The following is a 15,474-nucleotide window of genomic DNA, read 5'->3' on the forward strand; positions in this document are numbered from 1 at the left end:
GACCGCTCAGTCTACGCTGCGCAGCCCCTTGACGCTGGAGAGCGGCAGGGTCCGCTCGATGTCGGCCGCCCGGTCGCGACCGCGCAGCCGTCCTCCGCCGATGCCGGTCGGCTCCAGGAGGTAGTCGACCAGCCGGCCGTCCGGCATCGCGACCTGCACCATCACGGTCTGCCGTGCGCGCACGGCCTGGTCGAGCTGGCGGGCGAGCCACTGCTCGCCGGTGTCGGCCTCGGAGCCGTCCGCCTCACGCAGTCGGGCGACCAGCTCGGCTGCCGGATCGCGCGTCGCGGCGGGCGCGGTCCGCTCCGCGACGCGGCGACGCTGCGGGGTCACGAGCGCGCCGGAGGCGTCCTCGGCGACCACCGGATAGCGGGCGTCGCTGAGCGCCCAGTAGACGACGTCACGCGGGAACCGGCTGACCAGCGTCCGCGCGTCGGCCCGCAGCAGCCGTAGCGCGGACAGCGACTGGTCGACCGCGATCGTGCCGAGCAGCGTGGCGTCGTCGGAGCGCACCACCGCCTTGCCTTCGCCGCCCTGCTCGGCGTCGCGCACCCGCACCCGGCCGTGGCGCTCGACGGCGTCTGCGATGAGGTAGTCGAGCGGCTGGGGCACGCCGGTGAGGGAGACGGCGGCGAGGAAGTCGTGGATGCTCGCAGCGGTCTCGCCCGCGGTCACCGCGCGGTCGATGGAGGCCGCCGAGAACCGGAAGGTGGAGGCCAGCGCCCGGCTCTCAAGGTCGGCCATCGTCCGCAGCCGGGCCTCCACGTCGGGCGCGAGCGGTCCGGGGGAGATGACCGTCAGGTCGTGCTGCAGGTAGACCTGCGACACCTCCGCGGGGAAGTGCGCGACCATCGCGGCGGTCGCCTCGGCGGGGCCCGCCTCCAGGAGCAGGGCGCCCGCGCTGCCCGGGGACCGGCCGGCGGTGACGCCGAGCCACTCGGCCTCCCGGATGTACTGGTCGACGCGCTGCTCGGTCTCGGCGACTGCCGCCGGGTACAGCCAGGCGAGGTGGGCGCGCAGGGACGCTCCCCACGGGGACCGGCTGCGCTCGGTCAACAGCGCACGGACGTCGTCGGGCAGGCCGTCGAGCCAGGCCCCGGCCAGCGCGCGCCAGCGGTCCGCCGTCGTGGCGTGCTGCCAGGCCGCGGCCTGCGCGGTGGGCAGCCAGAGCCCGTCCGCGACCGCGGTCAGCCCGGCGCGGGCGGCGACGGAGAGCGCGACGGGGACGACGGCGGCGTCCACCGCCAGCGCGTCGGCGAGGCGCTTGGCGGCCGGGAGGGCGAGGCCGCCCTTCTGCAGTTCGCGGGCGCCCTCCCTGCCGAGTTCGGTCAGCAGTTCGGAGGCGCTGGAGACGGCCTCGAAGGCGCGCTCGGCGGCGAGCCGGTCGGATGCGGCCGACTCGTCGGGCGTGAGCGTCTCCGGGATGGCCGGAGGGGCGGTGTCGAGCAGCGCCGCCGGCCGGGGAGGCCGAGCGCCGGCCAGGAGTCGAGCGCGGCGGTGACGGCGTCGTAGGCGGCGGCGCCGTCGGCCGCGGGGTGCAGGAGGGCGACGGTGGCGAGCGCGTCGACGGCTTCGTGGACCGCGTCCGCCGTCGTGCCGGCGGTCGCGGGATGCCGGACGAGCCGGGCGGTGATCCCCTCGATGGTCTGGGCGCCGCCCGCGTCGCCGAGCACTGCCAGGGTGGCGAGCCGCAGCCGGTCGAGCGGCGCGAGCGCCCGCTGCACGGACTCCGGGTCGAGCAGCGCCTCGGCCAGGTCGAAGAAGTCGGAGACGCCGGCGCGGCGCACCGGGCGGGCACGCAGCACGGCCGCGAGTTCGTCGTCCGGCAGGGCGCGGAGCCGCGCCGCCAGAGCGAGCGTCGTCGTCATCGGGCCGGTCCGGGACGGGAGGTCAGGGTCGGTTCTTCGGCCCGGCAGCCGCCTTCGCGGCGCGGCTGCGCTGCCGGCCGGTCACGATGATGAGCGTGATCAGCAGGACGAACGCGATCGGCAGTGCGATCAGCGGCAAGAGGAAGACCGCCGGCCACAGCCCCTGACCCGATCCCTGCTGAGGCATCCCGCCGAGCGCGGACCCCACGAGGATGGCCGCGATGCACACCAGCGAGACGACGACCAGCGCCGCAACGATGTACGAGAGGACGCGCTGGAGGCGGGATGCGGGCGGCGGGGTCTGAGAAGTCACGAAATCAAGGATAATTGAGGTTGGTCATTCGATCCCCCATGTGAAGCGAGGTTCCCATGCCGACCGGCAAGGTCAAGTTCTACGACGAGGAGAAGGGCTTCGGCTTCATCGCCACCGATGACGGCCAGGAGGTCTTCCTGCACGCCTCGGCGCTGCCCGCGGGCGCCGTCGTGAAAGCCGGGTCTCGGCTCGAGTTCGGCATCGCCGACGGCAAGCGCGGCGCGCAGGCCCTGTCGGTGCGCGTGCTGGAGGCGCCTCCGAGCCTGGTGAAGATGAAGCGCAAGTCGGCCGACGACATGGCGATCATCGTCGAGGACCTCGTGAAGCTGCTCGACGGAATCGGCGCCAACCTGCGCCGGGGCAAGTACCCGGACAAGGCGCACGGCGCCAAGATCGCGGCGGTGCTGCGCCGGGTTGCGGACGACCTGGATGCCTGAGGACCCGAGCACGCAGGAGCCGACGACGCAGGAGCCGACGACGGGCGAGCCGGCCGTCGAGGTCGAGGAGGAAGTCGACGTGCAGCCGACCGACGCCGAGCCGGCCGTCGTCGGGCTGAGCGAGACCGAGGTCGCCGACCTCCTGGCCGCGCTCCCGCTCGCGCGGGCGGCGCTCGCCGAGATCACTCCGGAGAGCACGATCGGAGAGCCCCTCGGTCACGTCGTGGAGCCTGGCGGCGTGGTCTCGCTGCAGTTCGCCGCTGAGCTCGCGGGCTACCCGGGCTGGCACTGGACCGTCACGGTCGGACGCGCCGACGGCGACACCGACCCGACAGTGCTGGAGGCCGAGCTGATGCCCGGCGAAGACGCCCTCCTCGCGCCCGACTGGGTGCCCTGGTCGGAGCGACTGGCCGAGTATCAGGCCGCCCAGGAGGCGCTCGCCGCCGAGGCGGCCGGAGCCGAGGGCGACGACTCGCGCGCGGAGGACGACGCCGACGACTACGAGGACGAGGACGAATACGACGACGAGGAGTCCGAGGCCGACGACGACTCGGACGACGACGACTCGGACGACGACCGCGACGTTCACGACCTGCACGCCGACGACGACCTCGACGGCGTCGACATCGACTCGGTCGACGTGGCGTTCGACGAGGACACCGATGTCGACACTGAGCTCGACCTCGCGACCGAGGAGGCCGCCGCGCTCGCGGACGACAGCGCCGAGCCCGACGACGCCGAGCCCGACGACGCCGAGCCCGACGACGCCGAGGACTACGACGCTGAAGACGCCGACGCCGACGACGCGGAGGCCGACGAGCTGGGGCCGGTCAGCGACTCAGCGGCGCCTGCGGGCGCGGGTGACGCTGAGGTAGACGAACCCGAGCAGTCCTAGCGCGATCCCGACGACCACCGTCGAGATCCACCAGCCTCCGCCCGCGGCGGCGATGGGTCCGGCGAAGATGAGCGTCGGGATCAGCGTGAGCACCCAGAGCCCGAAGCCGACGAGCACCGCCCGGCGGTCGTCCGTCGGCACGGGCACCGGGTCGGGGCGGCGCTCGTCGTCGCGCAGCCACAGTCGCACGATCGGCCCGTCCCTTCTTCTTCCGGTGTTGCGCCCGGCTCAGCCCAGCCGCTCGACCACGTACTCGACGCAGCCGATCAGCGCGCGCACGTCGTCCGGCTCGATGGCCGTGAACGTCGCGACGCGGAGCTGGTTGCGGCCCAGCTTGCGGTAGGGCTCGGTGTCGACGACGCCGTTCGCGCGCAGGGCTTTGGCGACCGCTGCCGCGTCGATCCGGTCGTCGAAGTCGATCGTGACGACCACCTGCGAGCGGTGCGCCGGGTCGGCGACGAACGGCGTGGCGTAGTCGACGTCTTCCGCCCACGTGTAGAGCGCGCTGGAGGACTCCTTCGTGCGCGCGTCGGCCCAGGCGAGGCCGCCGTTGCCGTTCATCCACTCGATCTGGTTCTCCAGCAGCACGAGCGTCGCGACCGCCGGAGTGTTCAGGGTCTGGTTGAGGCGAGAGTTGTCGATCGCGTTCTTGATGCTGAGGAACTCCGGGATGTAGCGGTCGCCCGCGGCGATCCGCTCGACCCGTTCGATCGCGGCGGGGGAGAACAGCGCGAGCCAGAGGCCGCCGTCGGAGGCGAAGTTCTTCTGCGGCGCGAAGTAGTAGACGTCCGTCTCGGTGACGTCGAAGTCGGCGCCGCCCGCTGCGCTGGTCGCGTCGATCACCGTCAGCGCGCCGGCGTCGCCGTGCACACGTTTCAGCGGCGCCATCACACCCGTCGACGTCTCGTTGTGCGTCCAGGCGTAGACGTCCACGCCCTCCACCGCTTCGGCCTCCGCACGGGAGCCCGCCGGTGCCTCGATGACGTGCGGAGCCTGCAGCCACGGGGTCTTCGCCGCCTTGGCGAACTTGCCGCCGAACTCGCCGAAGACCAGGTTCTGGCTGCGCTCCTGGATGAGCGAGAACGCCGCGGCGTCCCAGAACGCGCTGGAGCCGCCGTTGCCGATGACGACCTCGTAGCCCTCCGGGAGGCGGAACAGCTCTCCGAGGCCGGAGCGGACGCGGCCGACCAGGTCCTTCACCGGCGCCTGACGGTGGGAGGTGCCGAGCAGCTCCGCACCGGGGCCGGCCAGGTAGGCGACCTGCTCCGGGCGCACCTTGGACGGGCCGCAGCCGAATCGTCCGTCGGCGGGCAGGAGGTCGGTGGGGATCGTCACGTCCGGCATAACTGAAGTGTATTGGCTGTTGAAGGGTGCGGCGGGTCCGATGACGCGGCGCGACGCCGGGGTGCCGTCACTTCGCCGTCACCTGCAGCAAGTAGGCTCGTATCCGCATATTCGCGCCCGCACGGGAGGGGCCCATGACCGACCTGATCGACACGACAGAGATGTACCTCCGCACCATCCTGGAGCTGGAGGAGGACAACATCGTCCCGCTGCGTGCGCGCATCTCCGAGCGTCTCGGCCACTCGGGCCCGACGGTCTCGCAGACCGTCGGCCGGATGGAGCGCGACGGGCTCGTCGTCGTCTCCGGCGACCGCCACCTGGAGCTCACCGACGACGGCCGCCGCAAGGCGGTGCACGTCATGCGCAAGCACCGCCTCGCCGAGCGCCTGCTCAGCGACGTGATCGAGCTGGAGTGGGAGTACGTGCACGAGGAGGCGTGCCGCTGGGAGCACGTCATGAGCGAGCAGGTGGAGCGCAAGCTGATCACCATGCTGGGCCACCCGACCGAGTCGCCCTACGGCAACCCCATCCCGGGGCTCGGTGAACTGGGCGCGCCGGACGCGGCCTCCACCCAGAACCTGGTCAACCTCGTCGACGTCGTTCGGGGCGCTGATTCGGAGGTGACTGCCAGGATCCGTCGCCTCGGCGAGCCCGCGCAGGTCGATCCCGAGCTGCTCCTCCAGCTCAAGCAGGCCGGGGTGTTTCCCGGCTCGACCGGCACTTTTGCTGCGGCCGGCTCGTACGTCACCGTGCAGGTCGAGGGCTTCGAGACCGGCCTCGAACTCCCGAACGAGCTCGCGGCGCACATCTTCGTGGACGCCTGAACTCTGTTACCGATTCGTTAAAAAAGGCATTAAACAATGTGACAAATCGCGGGTGGTCCCGTAGTCTCTAACGAGTCCGAACGGGCCAGAAGCCGGCCCATCAGGACCCCGACCGGGACGCTCCAACCCCCCTGAGACCCGTCTCCTGGTCGGTGAAGCCGAATGCCGATCGCATCGGACGGGGGCAGCTCCCTAGTGCTGCCGGAGCGCAGGAGGTTGCACTTTGGCACACTCTGGTACGTCCGATCCTGCCCAGGAGCGGACCCCTCGGGACCCGGAAAACACCGCTTCGACGACGTCGACGACGCCCGTGTCCGGGTCGCAGGTCGTCTCCCGGAGGTCGCTCCGCACCGCGAAGGCGCCTGTCGCCGCCGCGGCCCAGCGGGCCGCGGCGAAGACGCCCGCCCCCGCCACGAAGGAGTCCGGCAAGCCCGCCGCGAAGCGCAAGGGCGGCTGGATCCTCAACGTCGGCGTCATCACCGTGGCGACCGGCATCATCGCGACGATGTCGCTCCCCGCGTTCGCGTTCAACCCGAACGGCGCGGAGTCCGCGGCCTTCGGTCCGAGCGCCTCCGACAGCATGAAGAAGGCGCAGGCCCAGTCCGTCGCCGTCGGCCAGGGCGTCACCGCCTCCGCCGTCAGCCGCGACGCCGCCACCGCGACCAGCCAGCAGCAGCTCGACGCGGCGAAGGCCGCGGCCGCCGCCACCGCTGCCGCCGAGGCCGCCCGCCAGCGCGCCGCGGTGTCCCTCGCCAACTACGCCAGCAGCTACTCCGGCCCGTCGGTGTCCGACTTCCTGGCCAATCCGCCGTACCCGAGCTTCAGCCTCGCGCAGGTGTTCTCGGTCGCGAAGCAGTACATCGGCACCCCGTACGTGTACGGCGGCGCCACCCCGGCCGGCTTCGACTGCTCCGGCTATGTCATGTACGTGTACGCGCAGTTCGGCATCTCCCTCCCGCACTCGGTGTCGGGGGAGGCCGCGCGCGGCACCAGGATCTCGATCAACGACGCCCAGCCGGGCGACCTGATCATCATGCCGGGCCACGACGGCTTCTACGCGGGCAACGGCAACATCATGGACGCCCCCGACACCGGTCGCTCCATCTCGATCCGTCCGATCTGGACCAGCGACTACTACGTCGTCCGGCTCGGTATCTGACAGCCGAACCCGCGGTTAACACTGCGGGTCACGCACCAGAAATGGCGCGCCACGAATAGGTGGCGCGCCATTTCTGCGTTACTCTGTTGCCCTGGCGCAACGCCAGGCAGCCGTGCAGATCGGAGCATCCGATGGCCGAGTCGACCACCGCGCGGTCACCGAGGGTGACCACCGGGGCGGGTCGCGGCCTCGGAGCCGAGCGCGAGCTGCTGCCGCGTCACCGCGACTTCCTCGCCTGCCGCCACCATGTCGAGGCCTGCCACCGCCACCATGTGGTGTGCCGCCACCATGCCGCCGTCTTCCAGGGCGCTGTCCGTTCGGACAGTGCCCTTTCTGTTTCCCCGGTTCTCATTCGCCCAGCGGACCCGAAAGGACGCAGATGAAGACACTGGTCCTCAACGCCGGCTACGAGCCTCTCGCGGTCGTCTCCTTCAAACGCGCCATCATCCTGGTGATGAATCAGAAGGCCACGGTCCTCGCGAGCGACACCGACCACCCGGTCTGGAGCATCTCGGGCCGCTACGACCGCCCGTCGGTGATCCTCCTCACCCGCTACGTCCGTATCCCGCACGGCCGCGCGGTGCCGGTCTCCCGCCGCGGGGTGCTGCGGCGCGACAGCCACCGCTGCGGCTACTGCGGCAAGACGGCGACCACGATCGACCACGTTCTCCCTCGCTCCCGCGGCGGCGCCGACAGCTGGGAGAACCTGGTCGCGTGCTGCCTCCGCTGCAACAACGTCAAAGGCGACCGCACCCCGGCCGAAATGGGCTGGACCCTGAAGCTGACCCCGCGAGCACCGCACGACAGCTCCTGGGTGGTCCGCGGGGTGGAAGGCGGCCAGGCGGACTGGCAGGACTACCTGGGGGTGGCGGCCTGACGGCCCAGCGCCCTCCGGTAGTCTGGAAGGGCTGGCCTCTGTAGCTCAATGGAAGAGCTGCTCCGTCCTAAGGAGAAGGTTGGGGGTTCGAGTCCCTCCAGGGGCACCTTAAGGGTGCGTTGAAATAGCCGGTCAGAGTCGATTTCCGAAGGCGCGGAAATCGCTGATTTTCGTTTTTGCCCACAATTTGCCCACAGGGACGCCGAAAAACTCTAAGAAACTCTAAGAGATCTCCGGTGATCTCAATGACTCGCATTCGATCGTTCGAGTACGAGTGGCGACGAAGGGTTGGCCGACCGTCCGCAGTGTCCGTTCAAACCGACGGATGGTGCACCCTACGAGGAAGTCTTGGGGGCCGATCGGCCCCCAAGACTTCACTGGGCTCAGTGAATGAAGAGGTCAGACTTGTCGCCGCCGAAGCCCTCCACGGGATGCACGGTCTCTTCGTGGTCCATCACCCAGAGGCGAGCTTCGGGCGGAAACTCCGCGAGCATCTCCATGAGATCGGCGACCGTCCAGTGCATGTACTCGTCGGATTCGAGAATGTGGCGATCGGTTGTTGCGGCGAGCTTGTAGCCGGCAGGGACCTTGGACATGAGGTGTCTCCACTTCGGTACAACGCGAACTAGCGTTGGAGTCGGTCCCTGTTCACGCTCGCCATTGTCGCAGAGCCGTGGCCCCGTTGGCAGTGAACGAGCGGGCACGATCTTGGGTTCAGTACCGTCAGTGCGCCTTTGGCTTCAGCTCGACGTCAGGGAGCGCCGTGGTGCGGAACTCGGCGCGGTGCGCCACAGCGCGTTCCACAAGCGCGTAGACCCGGTCGTTCAGTGCGTCGCCTGGGTAGTAAGCGGAGAAGATCGATTCGGCGTCGTCGGCGCTTTCGATGTCGAGCTCGGCGACGAGGCTGACGATGTCGGCGGTGTCACGTCCGGGTCGGCCCATCGCGGCGCGGAGCTTCATGGCGAGAAGCGCATCCGCCGGCGCCACTTCGATGCGGACACCGTCGTGGTCGTAAAGGGGTCTCCAGTCGACGGACTTGCCCCAGTCGGGGAAGAACTGAGAGGCGTTGGAGTTCAGCCAGTCGGACGGCCAATCGCGCTCGACAGCGATCCGCTCGGCGACGCGAATGAGAGCATCGTGTGGGTCCAAGCGTGCGTCGACATCGACCGTTCGCCGGCGGTCGATGTGGGAGAGCGCCAGAGCGGCACCTCCCACTATGCTGATCCGGACAGGGCCGATCCCTTCGGCTTGGACTCGTTCGATGAGATCGTTCAGTCCATCGATGAGTGAGTCGCGGTCGAGACCAGGTCGTTGATCAGACACTGGCGAGCGTTCCCTCTTCGATCAGGATGCCCCGTTCGAGGAACTCGGGCGGCACCTTGGACGCATCCGGTGCGTCGTCGAGCGGGTGTAGGTGCGGGGCCCGCAGCTCAGAGTCTTCGGTAATCGCTTGATTCGTCCAGAGCGCCGCGGGCAGACCCGCCTGGCGCAGCCGGTACGCGACGGTGCCGGACAATGCCGCGTCCCAATCTCGGCTGCCGGTGCCTTCTGGCTGGGCGACGACGAGCGCCGCAACGACCAGTGGGTCTTCCTTCGCCAGCCCATCAGAAAGGTCGAGGAGCGCGCGGAACGCGCCGTCCCGGCTGCCCTCGTGGACGGCGGCGGCGATGCGCGCTGCCGTTTCGACGGCGCTCGGATGGGTAGTCGGAATGAGGAGGAGACGATGCCGTGCGGCGCGCGCGAGGTGCCCTGCGGACGCGACACTGGTGTCTCGCTTGCCGCGTTCCACGCTAGAGACGATCGGTTGGTACGTGTCCGAGCGGTCTGCGATTTCTGCCTGGCTGAATCCTGAGGCCTTGCGTGCGGCCCGAATCAGATCCGCGAATGCCATCCCACTCACCTCCTCGCGGTTATACTCAATTGAGTATAACTCTTTCCCGCTCAGATAGTGGGTGCGTCAGTTGCTCCATAAGCTTCCTCCGCTCTCCGACAGGACCCGTTCGTTCAGCCGATCGGCGACCGACCCGAGATCGTCCTCGAAGAGGTCAGCATACGTGTCCAGCGTCATCGCAGCTGACTTGTGCCCAAGCATGCGCTGGAGGGCCTTGACGTTGGCACCGGCACTCACCGCGAGGCTGGCGGCGGTGTGTTTGAGGTCGTGCGGGGTCATGTGCTCGAGTCCGGCATCGTGCAGCGCTGTTAGCCACCAGGACTGCCGGTTCCAGGCGGTGTCGGGTCGCGCGAGATAGCCGCCCGCTCGTGCGGGGAAGACGAGGTCGTCACGCTTCTTTGCTGCGATGAGCTGCTCGAAGCGTGGGGCGAGGAATGCGGGGAACGGTACCGAACGAGCTTCCCAGCTCTTCGGCGGCCCGACGTGGATGAGCCCGTCTACTTCTGTCGCGGTCTGGTGGATGGCCAGACGGCAACGGTCGAGGTCGATGTCGTTCACGGTGAGGGCGACGGCTTCGCCCCAGCGGATGCCGGTGTAGGCCAGTGTCAACACGAGGACGCTGCGCTTGTCATCGGGCACCGCTCGTGCGAAGCGGAAAACCTCCTCATTAGTGAGATACCGGCGACGCTTCTTGGTTCCCTTACGTGGAAGGTTGCTCGCACCCCGAGCCGGGTTCGCCGGAATCCTGCCATCACGTACTGCAACATCGAGGATCCCGGCGAGGATCCCCACCGCGCGCAGGACGACGCCGGCCGATCGTGGCTTACCGGCGTTGCCCACGCGGACCCGAACCGTGACAGCTTTGCCCTGGCTCAGTTCTCGGATCCACTTCTCGACCGCGGAGGGGCGAATGGCGCCGATCGGTGTCGTCGCCCAGCGCGGCTCGACATAGACCCGCCAGGCGATGCGGATGGGGGAGAAGCTCGAGGGTTTGAGGGCTTGCTCCTTGTTGGCGAGCCACTCCTCAGCGAGCTCGCCGACTGTGATCTTGGATTGAGACGCCTCGAAGTAGGTCCCCTTCATCATCGCTACTTCGACCGTCGCGTTGTAGAGCTCGGCTTCGCGTTTGGTGCGGAACCCGCGCTTCTCGCGTTGCTGGTGTTCGGGGTCGCGCCAGCGCACGCGATAGCGTCGGCCTTTGGCCGACTCGTAAGCGTCGATGCTTCCCACTCGCAGAACCTAACTCTGGCCACCGACGAGGCAGCGCCGCGATGAGGAGTGCAATCGCGTTAGCTGGCTATCCGAGGATGGGTGCACTCTGGACATGTGAGAGAGACGCCTGAACCAAGACCATGGGGAGCCTCGGACGATGAAGCCGTGGAGCTCTGCAAGGAGTGGATGCGCTATCTCGGAGCCTCTGACGCAACCGTTTTTGCGACGGGTGACCCGCGTCAGGCCTGCGACTTGTATTCCTCCGACTATCTGGGTTGGGTTGATAACAACCGAGGGAACGTGGAAGTCGAGCTCGTTGAGCGTGCGGCGGCTGTCGTCGCGGCTGATGGTCGCCGGGGGCTGGTCTTCGCGGGTCACGGTGTGAGTCCATTCGCTCGAGTGAGAGCCGACGAATTGGGGATCGCGATTTTTCGGTTCGATGCTCACGGCGGCACGTTGGATGGCGTCAATCCGCGTGGCCGCGAGTTGCTCGCGAACGCTCCAACCCAACAGATCTAGCGGCGCGGTCACCGGAGGCCGACCGGCGCTAGTTGGCGATCGGGCGCAGCGGCGATCGGCCCGGTGGACGATTGCGCGGCCCTCCGGAGTTCGGTATGTGCCGCGCCTCGCGACTTCGCCATTGTCTCCTCGAGAGTCTGGCGTTGCATCATGTCGACAAGTTGGGACTTGGCGGAATTGGTCGTTGGCGCGACCAGCACGGCGGCGTTGTGCTGTTTCCCACGAGTGAGACCGACGTAGAGGCCGGCGGCGTCAACGCCTGGTCCAACGAGGGCGCGGTCGGTGGTCTCGCCCTGAACGCCGTACACCGTTGTGGCGTAGGCGAGGTGGATGTGCGATGCGGCGTAGTCGAGGCTGACTTTCCTTAGATCGGTCGTGTCGGTGCTCGCAGCCAGGATCGCGTGGTCGTTGCCGATGGTCTTAACGATCCAGTTCTGGCGGTTCTGGACGTCGGCAGCCCTGTCATTGAGTCGCGTCTGGACAATGTCTCCGACGAATATCGCCTGACCGGATTGTCCCGAAAGTGCGCGTCCAGCGTGGATCGCCCCGGACTGAATCCGTCGGTGTTGGATCGCTTCGCTGATCTCCTGGGCTTCAGCGTGCGTCGCGGTGACTAGCGCGATCGTCTCCCGACACTGCGTGGCGTCGAACCATCCGGCGACCATCGCTTCGCGCGCGGCCGCATCGCTATCGGTCATCACGACATGGCCCCTCGCGACGAGGTCTGTGGCAACCTTGTGCATGTCGTCTTCGCCCTGGGGGTCGCGGAGCCGGAGAGTGAGCTCTGCCCACGCCGGATCCTTGAAGCGGTGGGTTGTTCGAAGCTCGACGCTATCGGTTGAGCGGCGCCAGAACACTGCCATGGCGCCGGAATGCCCGACCGGCAAGGCTTGACGTTGGTCGCCGACCAAGGCGACACCTGCGCCAGTGTCATGTAGGACATCGAGAAGTGCATTCGCGGCCTCGAGGTCCAGCATGCCGGCCTCATCGACAACGATGCGATCACCCGCGTTGATTCTAAGCCGGGGCCCTCGATAGACGCAGCCTGACGCCGAGTCGGGTTCGCCGATGGAAAGCCGCCGCCACTCGGTTGCGCCAGAGGTGGTAGTCGCCCAGCGCCATCCGTAGTCGTGGAGAAGCTGATGGAGTGACGACGACGCGCTCATCGTCTCGCGTCCCGCCACAGTGGAAGCCTTCTTGGTTGGCGCGACGATGATCATCTGGTGGCCGCGTCGCCGCAGAGCTGCGCCCGCGACTTTGAGCATCGTTGTCTTACCGGTGCCCGCCGGGCCGGAGACAACAACATTCCGGGATGTGCCGCCGATCGCGGCCGCGCCGGAGAGCTGGCCGTCATCGAGCGTCCGATTGGGCTCGATCGCGTAACCGATCGCGGCGACTTCGGCTGCGCCGAGGATGTGTCCAGGTGCGGAGATAGTGTCGACCTTTTGGGCGAGGGTGGCCTTGAGCGTAGCGGTGGAGACCGCCATGAGGTGCTTGACGTGCTTCGGGGCGTCCGGTTCAGAGATCAGCGTCACCGTGTGCGAGTGCGCCACGACCTCCTCCGCGAGCTTCGCTAGTTGGTCACGGTCGGCGACAACACCTGTTGCAGCGATTGCGCGGAGCGCGCCGGCCCGAATGTCCCACTCGCTGAATCGGCCGCCGCTGCCGGTCGAGCGGGCGTCCGCGTCGACGACAGCCTTGGCTGCCAGCAATTCGAGGTCGAGATCTTCGACGGCGACGCTAGGTAGCGGTACGGGAGAACGTTGCATGCCGATGGTGGGGTCGGTAGCAGCGAGCTCTTCACGGACGAGCTCGGCCCAGCCGTCTTCCTCCAGCTTGCCGGGTTTGTTTGGTCGGCCGACCGCCCACGCCCAGTGGTCGATCTGGCTGAGCACATCGTGGGAGGGCTCCTGCCCGGGGTGCTGCTCCTTCCACCAGGCGGTGCGGATGGCCTTGTTGGCTTCGATCTGCGCGGACCGCTTCGACAGTGGGCGTACCAGGTGCTGGAGTTGGGTGATCTCCCCGTCCTCATTAAGGGTGAAGCCCTTGGCGGCGAGTGCGTTGATCCAGGTGGGGTCGGTGCGGGAGGCGAGGTCGCCTTCGGCGTTGATGACGTTCTGGAACCGCAATGCGACGCGGGTGTCGATGTTGGACCATTTGCCGTCTCGGCCTTGGACTTTGACGTTGAGCCAGAGGTGGCGGTGTTTGTGCGGGTCGAGGGAGCGGGAGCGTTCGTGGCGGAGTTCGACGACTTCGATCCTTGCGAGATCTTCTCGGATGGCGCCGCCTTTGCCGCGGCGGGCGTTGAGCTCGGACTGCCAGAGCTTGATGATTCGGTCGCGGAGTCGGTCTTGGAGGTCTTCGTACGCGGCGGCCAGGTCGGGGTCGAGCATCGCAGCGATCGAGAACGACTTCGGCGCATTGATCGTCGCATCAAGAATCAGGTCTGCCACCGGCGACTCGAGATCCCGGCCACGGCGTTCCCCGGCGAGTGGGTCGAGTCCGTCGACCCAGTCCTTGAGCTGGTCGCGGGTGAGAAGGTCGTCGCGGATGGCGCCGTGTTCGACGATGTACCGGGTCATCATCGCGTCGGCGTAGCCGGCGGCAGCGATCACACCCTCGGCGGTTTTGGCGGTGAGGGTGGCGTCACAGACGCCGCTGAAGGCGTAGTCCACCGCTTGCCTGACCCCGTGGGACCGCTGTCCCCGCTTCCATCTGGCTACTCCACCTCGCACCTGAACTCACCTCCCGCTTGCCTTGTCTTCGGGATTCCCGAAACTGGACAGCCTTGTCCTTTCAAAAAGGTCCTTCTAGTTAGAACTTCCGGTTCCAAGGTGGTTTTGGCGCGCAAATGGCTCAAATGTCCGAAACCCGCTGGAACGGCATCACTATCGGGCCACTTCTCCCCGTCGTGAACCGTGTCAGGAGACCGCCCGATCATCGTCCGCCCAACCACCGACGCGAGCCTGAGACGACCGCAGCTCAGCGTGTTCGATCGTGCGGTAGCGGAGGTGTACGGGGGACGTGCAGGCCGCTTCTGCTGTGAATCCGGCAAGACTCCCGGCGCAGCCAACGGCGAACTGCGCCGCGGTGCCGTTCCCGAAAGCGATGCCCTCATACCTACACGTTGTGTTTGCCAGGAGGTTTTGACGCGCAAATCAGAAACTCACAGGAAACCGTTCACTGCCCGACCGCATCGCGTGGCCGGGCATTCGAGCTTCGCAACAGAAGACAGCCCCGCCGCGTGGCTGAGTCGCCAGTCGGTGGATCAAGGGTGTGCTGCAGGCTGCAGCGCGGGTTCACCTGGAGCGAGACGGGTGAGGTTGACGAAGGGCACGCATGCCGTCTCCGCGGCGAGGGCGGCGAGCCAACCGATCGGAGTGTGCGGGTCGGCGGCGATCGCCCACCCATCCATCACGTAAGTGCTGACTATCTCAACGCACTCCTGCTTTTCCGCCGCGGTCGGGTTCGGGGACCCCTCCACGCCGAGGAGTCCGCCCTCCAGCTCCGATGCCATGTTGCTGGTGTCGATGATGAATACCCGCATCCCACTCACTCCCCAGGTCGATCGTTTTTGAGCGCCGTTCCGGCGAGTGATCGAGAGCGAGCGGACGGTGTGCAGTGCCGGGTCGTGGAGTATCGGGGGAGCGCAGCGGAGGAGGCTACGCCGCGAAAGCCCGGCACGGAGCACCGGGAGCGAGCTACGATCGGGCGACGGAAAGGCCCTCAAACCCCAACAGTGCAGCGCCGCGTGCGGCGACCTCGACTAGCCGCACGTGAAGACATGGATGTGGCCCCGTCACCGCACGGGCAACGACGCGGGGGCCAGTGCTGACACACCTTGATCGGCTCGTTGAGCAGGGGCATGTAGACGCCGTCGTCCACATGGATCAGGGGCAGGACACGGATCGGCCGACCCTGATAGTCGGTGAGATCGAGGCAACGAGGTTGACGCGGAAGCCCTTTGAAACCGGGACTGGCGCAGGCCGCTCCACTTAAGTGCCTACGTGCATCAGCTTCTCTCGATTCTCCTCGCTTGTTCCTTTCCCTTCCTTGGCTTGTTTCCCTTCAGTCTTCCTTCGTCCTTTCTCTGCCCTCTTTCTCTTCGTCTGTCCCTTCCTTCCTTCTCTCAGTC

At 67.7% G+C, this 15,474-nt stretch carries 17 protein-coding genes and 1 tRNA gene; 7 read left to right on the forward strand and 11 right to left on the reverse strand.

All coding sequences use genetic code 11. From position 1 onward, the window contains the following. Positions 1–6: 6 nt before the first annotated feature. From ACR5MH_RS21535 to ACR5MH_RS21545, 3 genes are all read right to left on the reverse strand, one after another. Positions 7–1,242, reverse strand: a complete 1,236-nt coding sequence (locus ACR5MH_RS21535) for a helicase-associated domain-containing protein (RefSeq protein ID WP_431349043.1) — start codon at positions 1,240–1,242, stop codon at positions 7–9. An 86-nt stretch (positions 1,243–1,328) separates the two neighbouring features. Beyond that, positions 1,329–1,868, reverse strand: coding sequence for a hypothetical protein (locus tag ACR5MH_RS21540; protein WP_431349044.1), 540 nt, complete (start codon positions 1,866–1,868; stop codon positions 1,329–1,331). 22 nt (positions 1,869–1,890) lie between these two features. Next, positions 1,891–2,181: a hypothetical protein gene (locus ACR5MH_RS21545; protein WP_431349045.1), complete on the reverse strand. Its 291-nt coding sequence runs from the start codon at positions 2,179–2,181 to the stop codon at positions 1,891–1,893. Positions 2,182–2,237: 56 nt separating this feature from the next. Between ACR5MH_RS21545 and ACR5MH_RS21550 the strand changes: the two genes are divergently transcribed. Both ACR5MH_RS21550 and ACR5MH_RS21555 read left to right on the forward strand, forming a co-directional pair. Beyond that, positions 2,238–2,618: a cold-shock protein gene (locus ACR5MH_RS21550; protein WP_185276707.1), complete on the forward strand. Its 381-nt coding sequence runs from the start codon at positions 2,238–2,240 to the stop codon at positions 2,616–2,618. After that, positions 2,611–3,513, forward strand: a complete 903-nt coding sequence (locus tag ACR5MH_RS21555; RefSeq protein ID WP_431349046.1) for a DUF3027 domain-containing protein — start codon at positions 2,611–2,613, stop codon at positions 3,511–3,513. The genes ACR5MH_RS21550 and ACR5MH_RS21555 overlap by 8 nt, the downstream gene beginning before the upstream one ends. On the opposite strand, the gene ACR5MH_RS21560 is transcribed toward ACR5MH_RS21555, so the two are convergent. Continuing rightward, positions 3,457–3,702, reverse strand: a complete 246-nt coding sequence (locus ACR5MH_RS21560; protein WP_431349047.1) for a DUF2530 domain-containing protein — start codon at positions 3,700–3,702, stop codon at positions 3,457–3,459. The genes ACR5MH_RS21555 and ACR5MH_RS21560 overlap by 57 nt on opposite strands. A 39-nt stretch (positions 3,703–3,741) precedes the next feature. Further along, positions 3,742–4,857 (reverse strand): phosphoserine transaminase, encoded by a 1,116-nt coding sequence (serC, locus tag ACR5MH_RS21565; protein ID WP_431349048.1) that lies wholly within the window; start codon positions 4,855–4,857, stop codon positions 3,742–3,744. A 134-nt stretch (positions 4,858–4,991) separates the two neighbouring features. Here serC and ACR5MH_RS21570 point away from each other — a divergent pair, with 134 nt between their 5' ends. The 4 genes from ACR5MH_RS21570 to ACR5MH_RS21585 all read left to right on the forward strand — a co-directional run bounded on the left by ACR5MH_RS21570 (position 4,992) and on the right by ACR5MH_RS21585 (position 7,823). After that, positions 4,992–5,681, forward strand: a complete 690-nt coding sequence (locus ACR5MH_RS21570; RefSeq protein ID WP_431349049.1) for a metal-dependent transcriptional regulator — start codon at positions 4,992–4,994, stop codon at positions 5,679–5,681. Between the two features lie 310 nt (positions 5,682–5,991). Then, positions 5,992–6,840 (forward strand): C40 family peptidase, encoded by an 849-nt coding sequence (locus ACR5MH_RS21575; RefSeq protein WP_431349050.1) that lies wholly within the window; start codon positions 5,992–5,994, stop codon positions 6,838–6,840. Positions 6,841–7,219: 379 nt separating this feature from the next. Continuing rightward, positions 7,220–7,717, forward strand: coding sequence for an HNH endonuclease (locus ACR5MH_RS21580; protein WP_433862133.1), 498 nt, complete (start codon positions 7,220–7,222; stop codon positions 7,715–7,717). 34 nt (positions 7,718–7,751) lie between these two features. Beyond that, positions 7,752–7,823, forward strand: a tRNA-Arg gene (locus ACR5MH_RS21585). A gap of 277 nt (positions 7,824–8,100) precedes the next feature. On the opposite strand, the gene ACR5MH_RS21590 is transcribed toward ACR5MH_RS21585, so the two are convergent. The 4 genes from ACR5MH_RS21590 to ACR5MH_RS21605 form a co-directional block, all read right to left on the reverse strand. Continuing rightward, on the reverse strand, positions 8,101–8,313 hold the full coding sequence (locus tag ACR5MH_RS21590; protein WP_431349053.1) for a hypothetical protein: 213 nt from the start codon (positions 8,311–8,313) through the stop codon (positions 8,101–8,103). Between the two features lie 127 nt (positions 8,314–8,440). Continuing rightward, entirely contained in the window at positions 8,441–9,040 is a 600-nt protein-coding gene (locus tag ACR5MH_RS21595; RefSeq protein ID WP_431349054.1) for a hypothetical protein, read from the reverse strand. Then, positions 9,033–9,608: a helix-turn-helix domain-containing protein gene (locus tag ACR5MH_RS21600; RefSeq protein WP_431349055.1), complete on the reverse strand. Its 576-nt coding sequence runs from the start codon at positions 9,606–9,608 to the stop codon at positions 9,033–9,035. The genes ACR5MH_RS21595 and ACR5MH_RS21600 overlap by 8 nt, the downstream gene beginning before the upstream one ends. A 66-nt stretch (positions 9,609–9,674) precedes the next feature. Then, complete coding sequence (locus ACR5MH_RS21605; protein ID WP_431349056.1) at positions 9,675–10,838, reverse strand: tyrosine-type recombinase/integrase; 1,164 nt, start codon at positions 10,836–10,838, stop codon at positions 9,675–9,677. A 147-nt stretch (positions 10,839–10,985) separates the two neighbouring features. On the opposite strand from ACR5MH_RS21605, the gene ACR5MH_RS21610 reads away from it, so the two are divergent. Further along, complete coding sequence (locus ACR5MH_RS21610) at positions 10,986–11,339, forward strand: hypothetical protein (protein ID WP_433862134.1); 354 nt, start codon at positions 10,986–10,988, stop codon at positions 11,337–11,339. A gap of 8 nt (positions 11,340–11,347) precedes the next feature. Here the strand turns inward: ACR5MH_RS21610 and ACR5MH_RS21615 are convergent, their stop codons facing one another. Together ACR5MH_RS21615 and ACR5MH_RS21620 are read right to left on the reverse strand one after the other, a co-directional pair. Beyond that, on the reverse strand, positions 11,348–14,014 hold the full coding sequence (locus ACR5MH_RS21615) for an AAA family ATPase (RefSeq protein WP_431349057.1): 2,667 nt from the start codon (positions 14,012–14,014) through the stop codon (positions 11,348–11,350). A 593-nt stretch (positions 14,015–14,607) separates the two neighbouring features. Beyond that, a complete protein-coding gene (locus tag ACR5MH_RS21620; protein ID WP_431349058.1) occupies positions 14,608–14,886 on the reverse strand; it encodes a hypothetical protein in 279 nt (92 codons plus the stop codon). Positions 14,887–15,474 lie beyond the last annotated feature (588 nt).

This window comes from Streptomyces sp. L7, from assembly GCF_050990935.1.
Classification (GTDB): Bacteria; Actinomycetota; Actinomycetes; order Actinomycetales; family Microbacteriaceae; genus Leifsonia.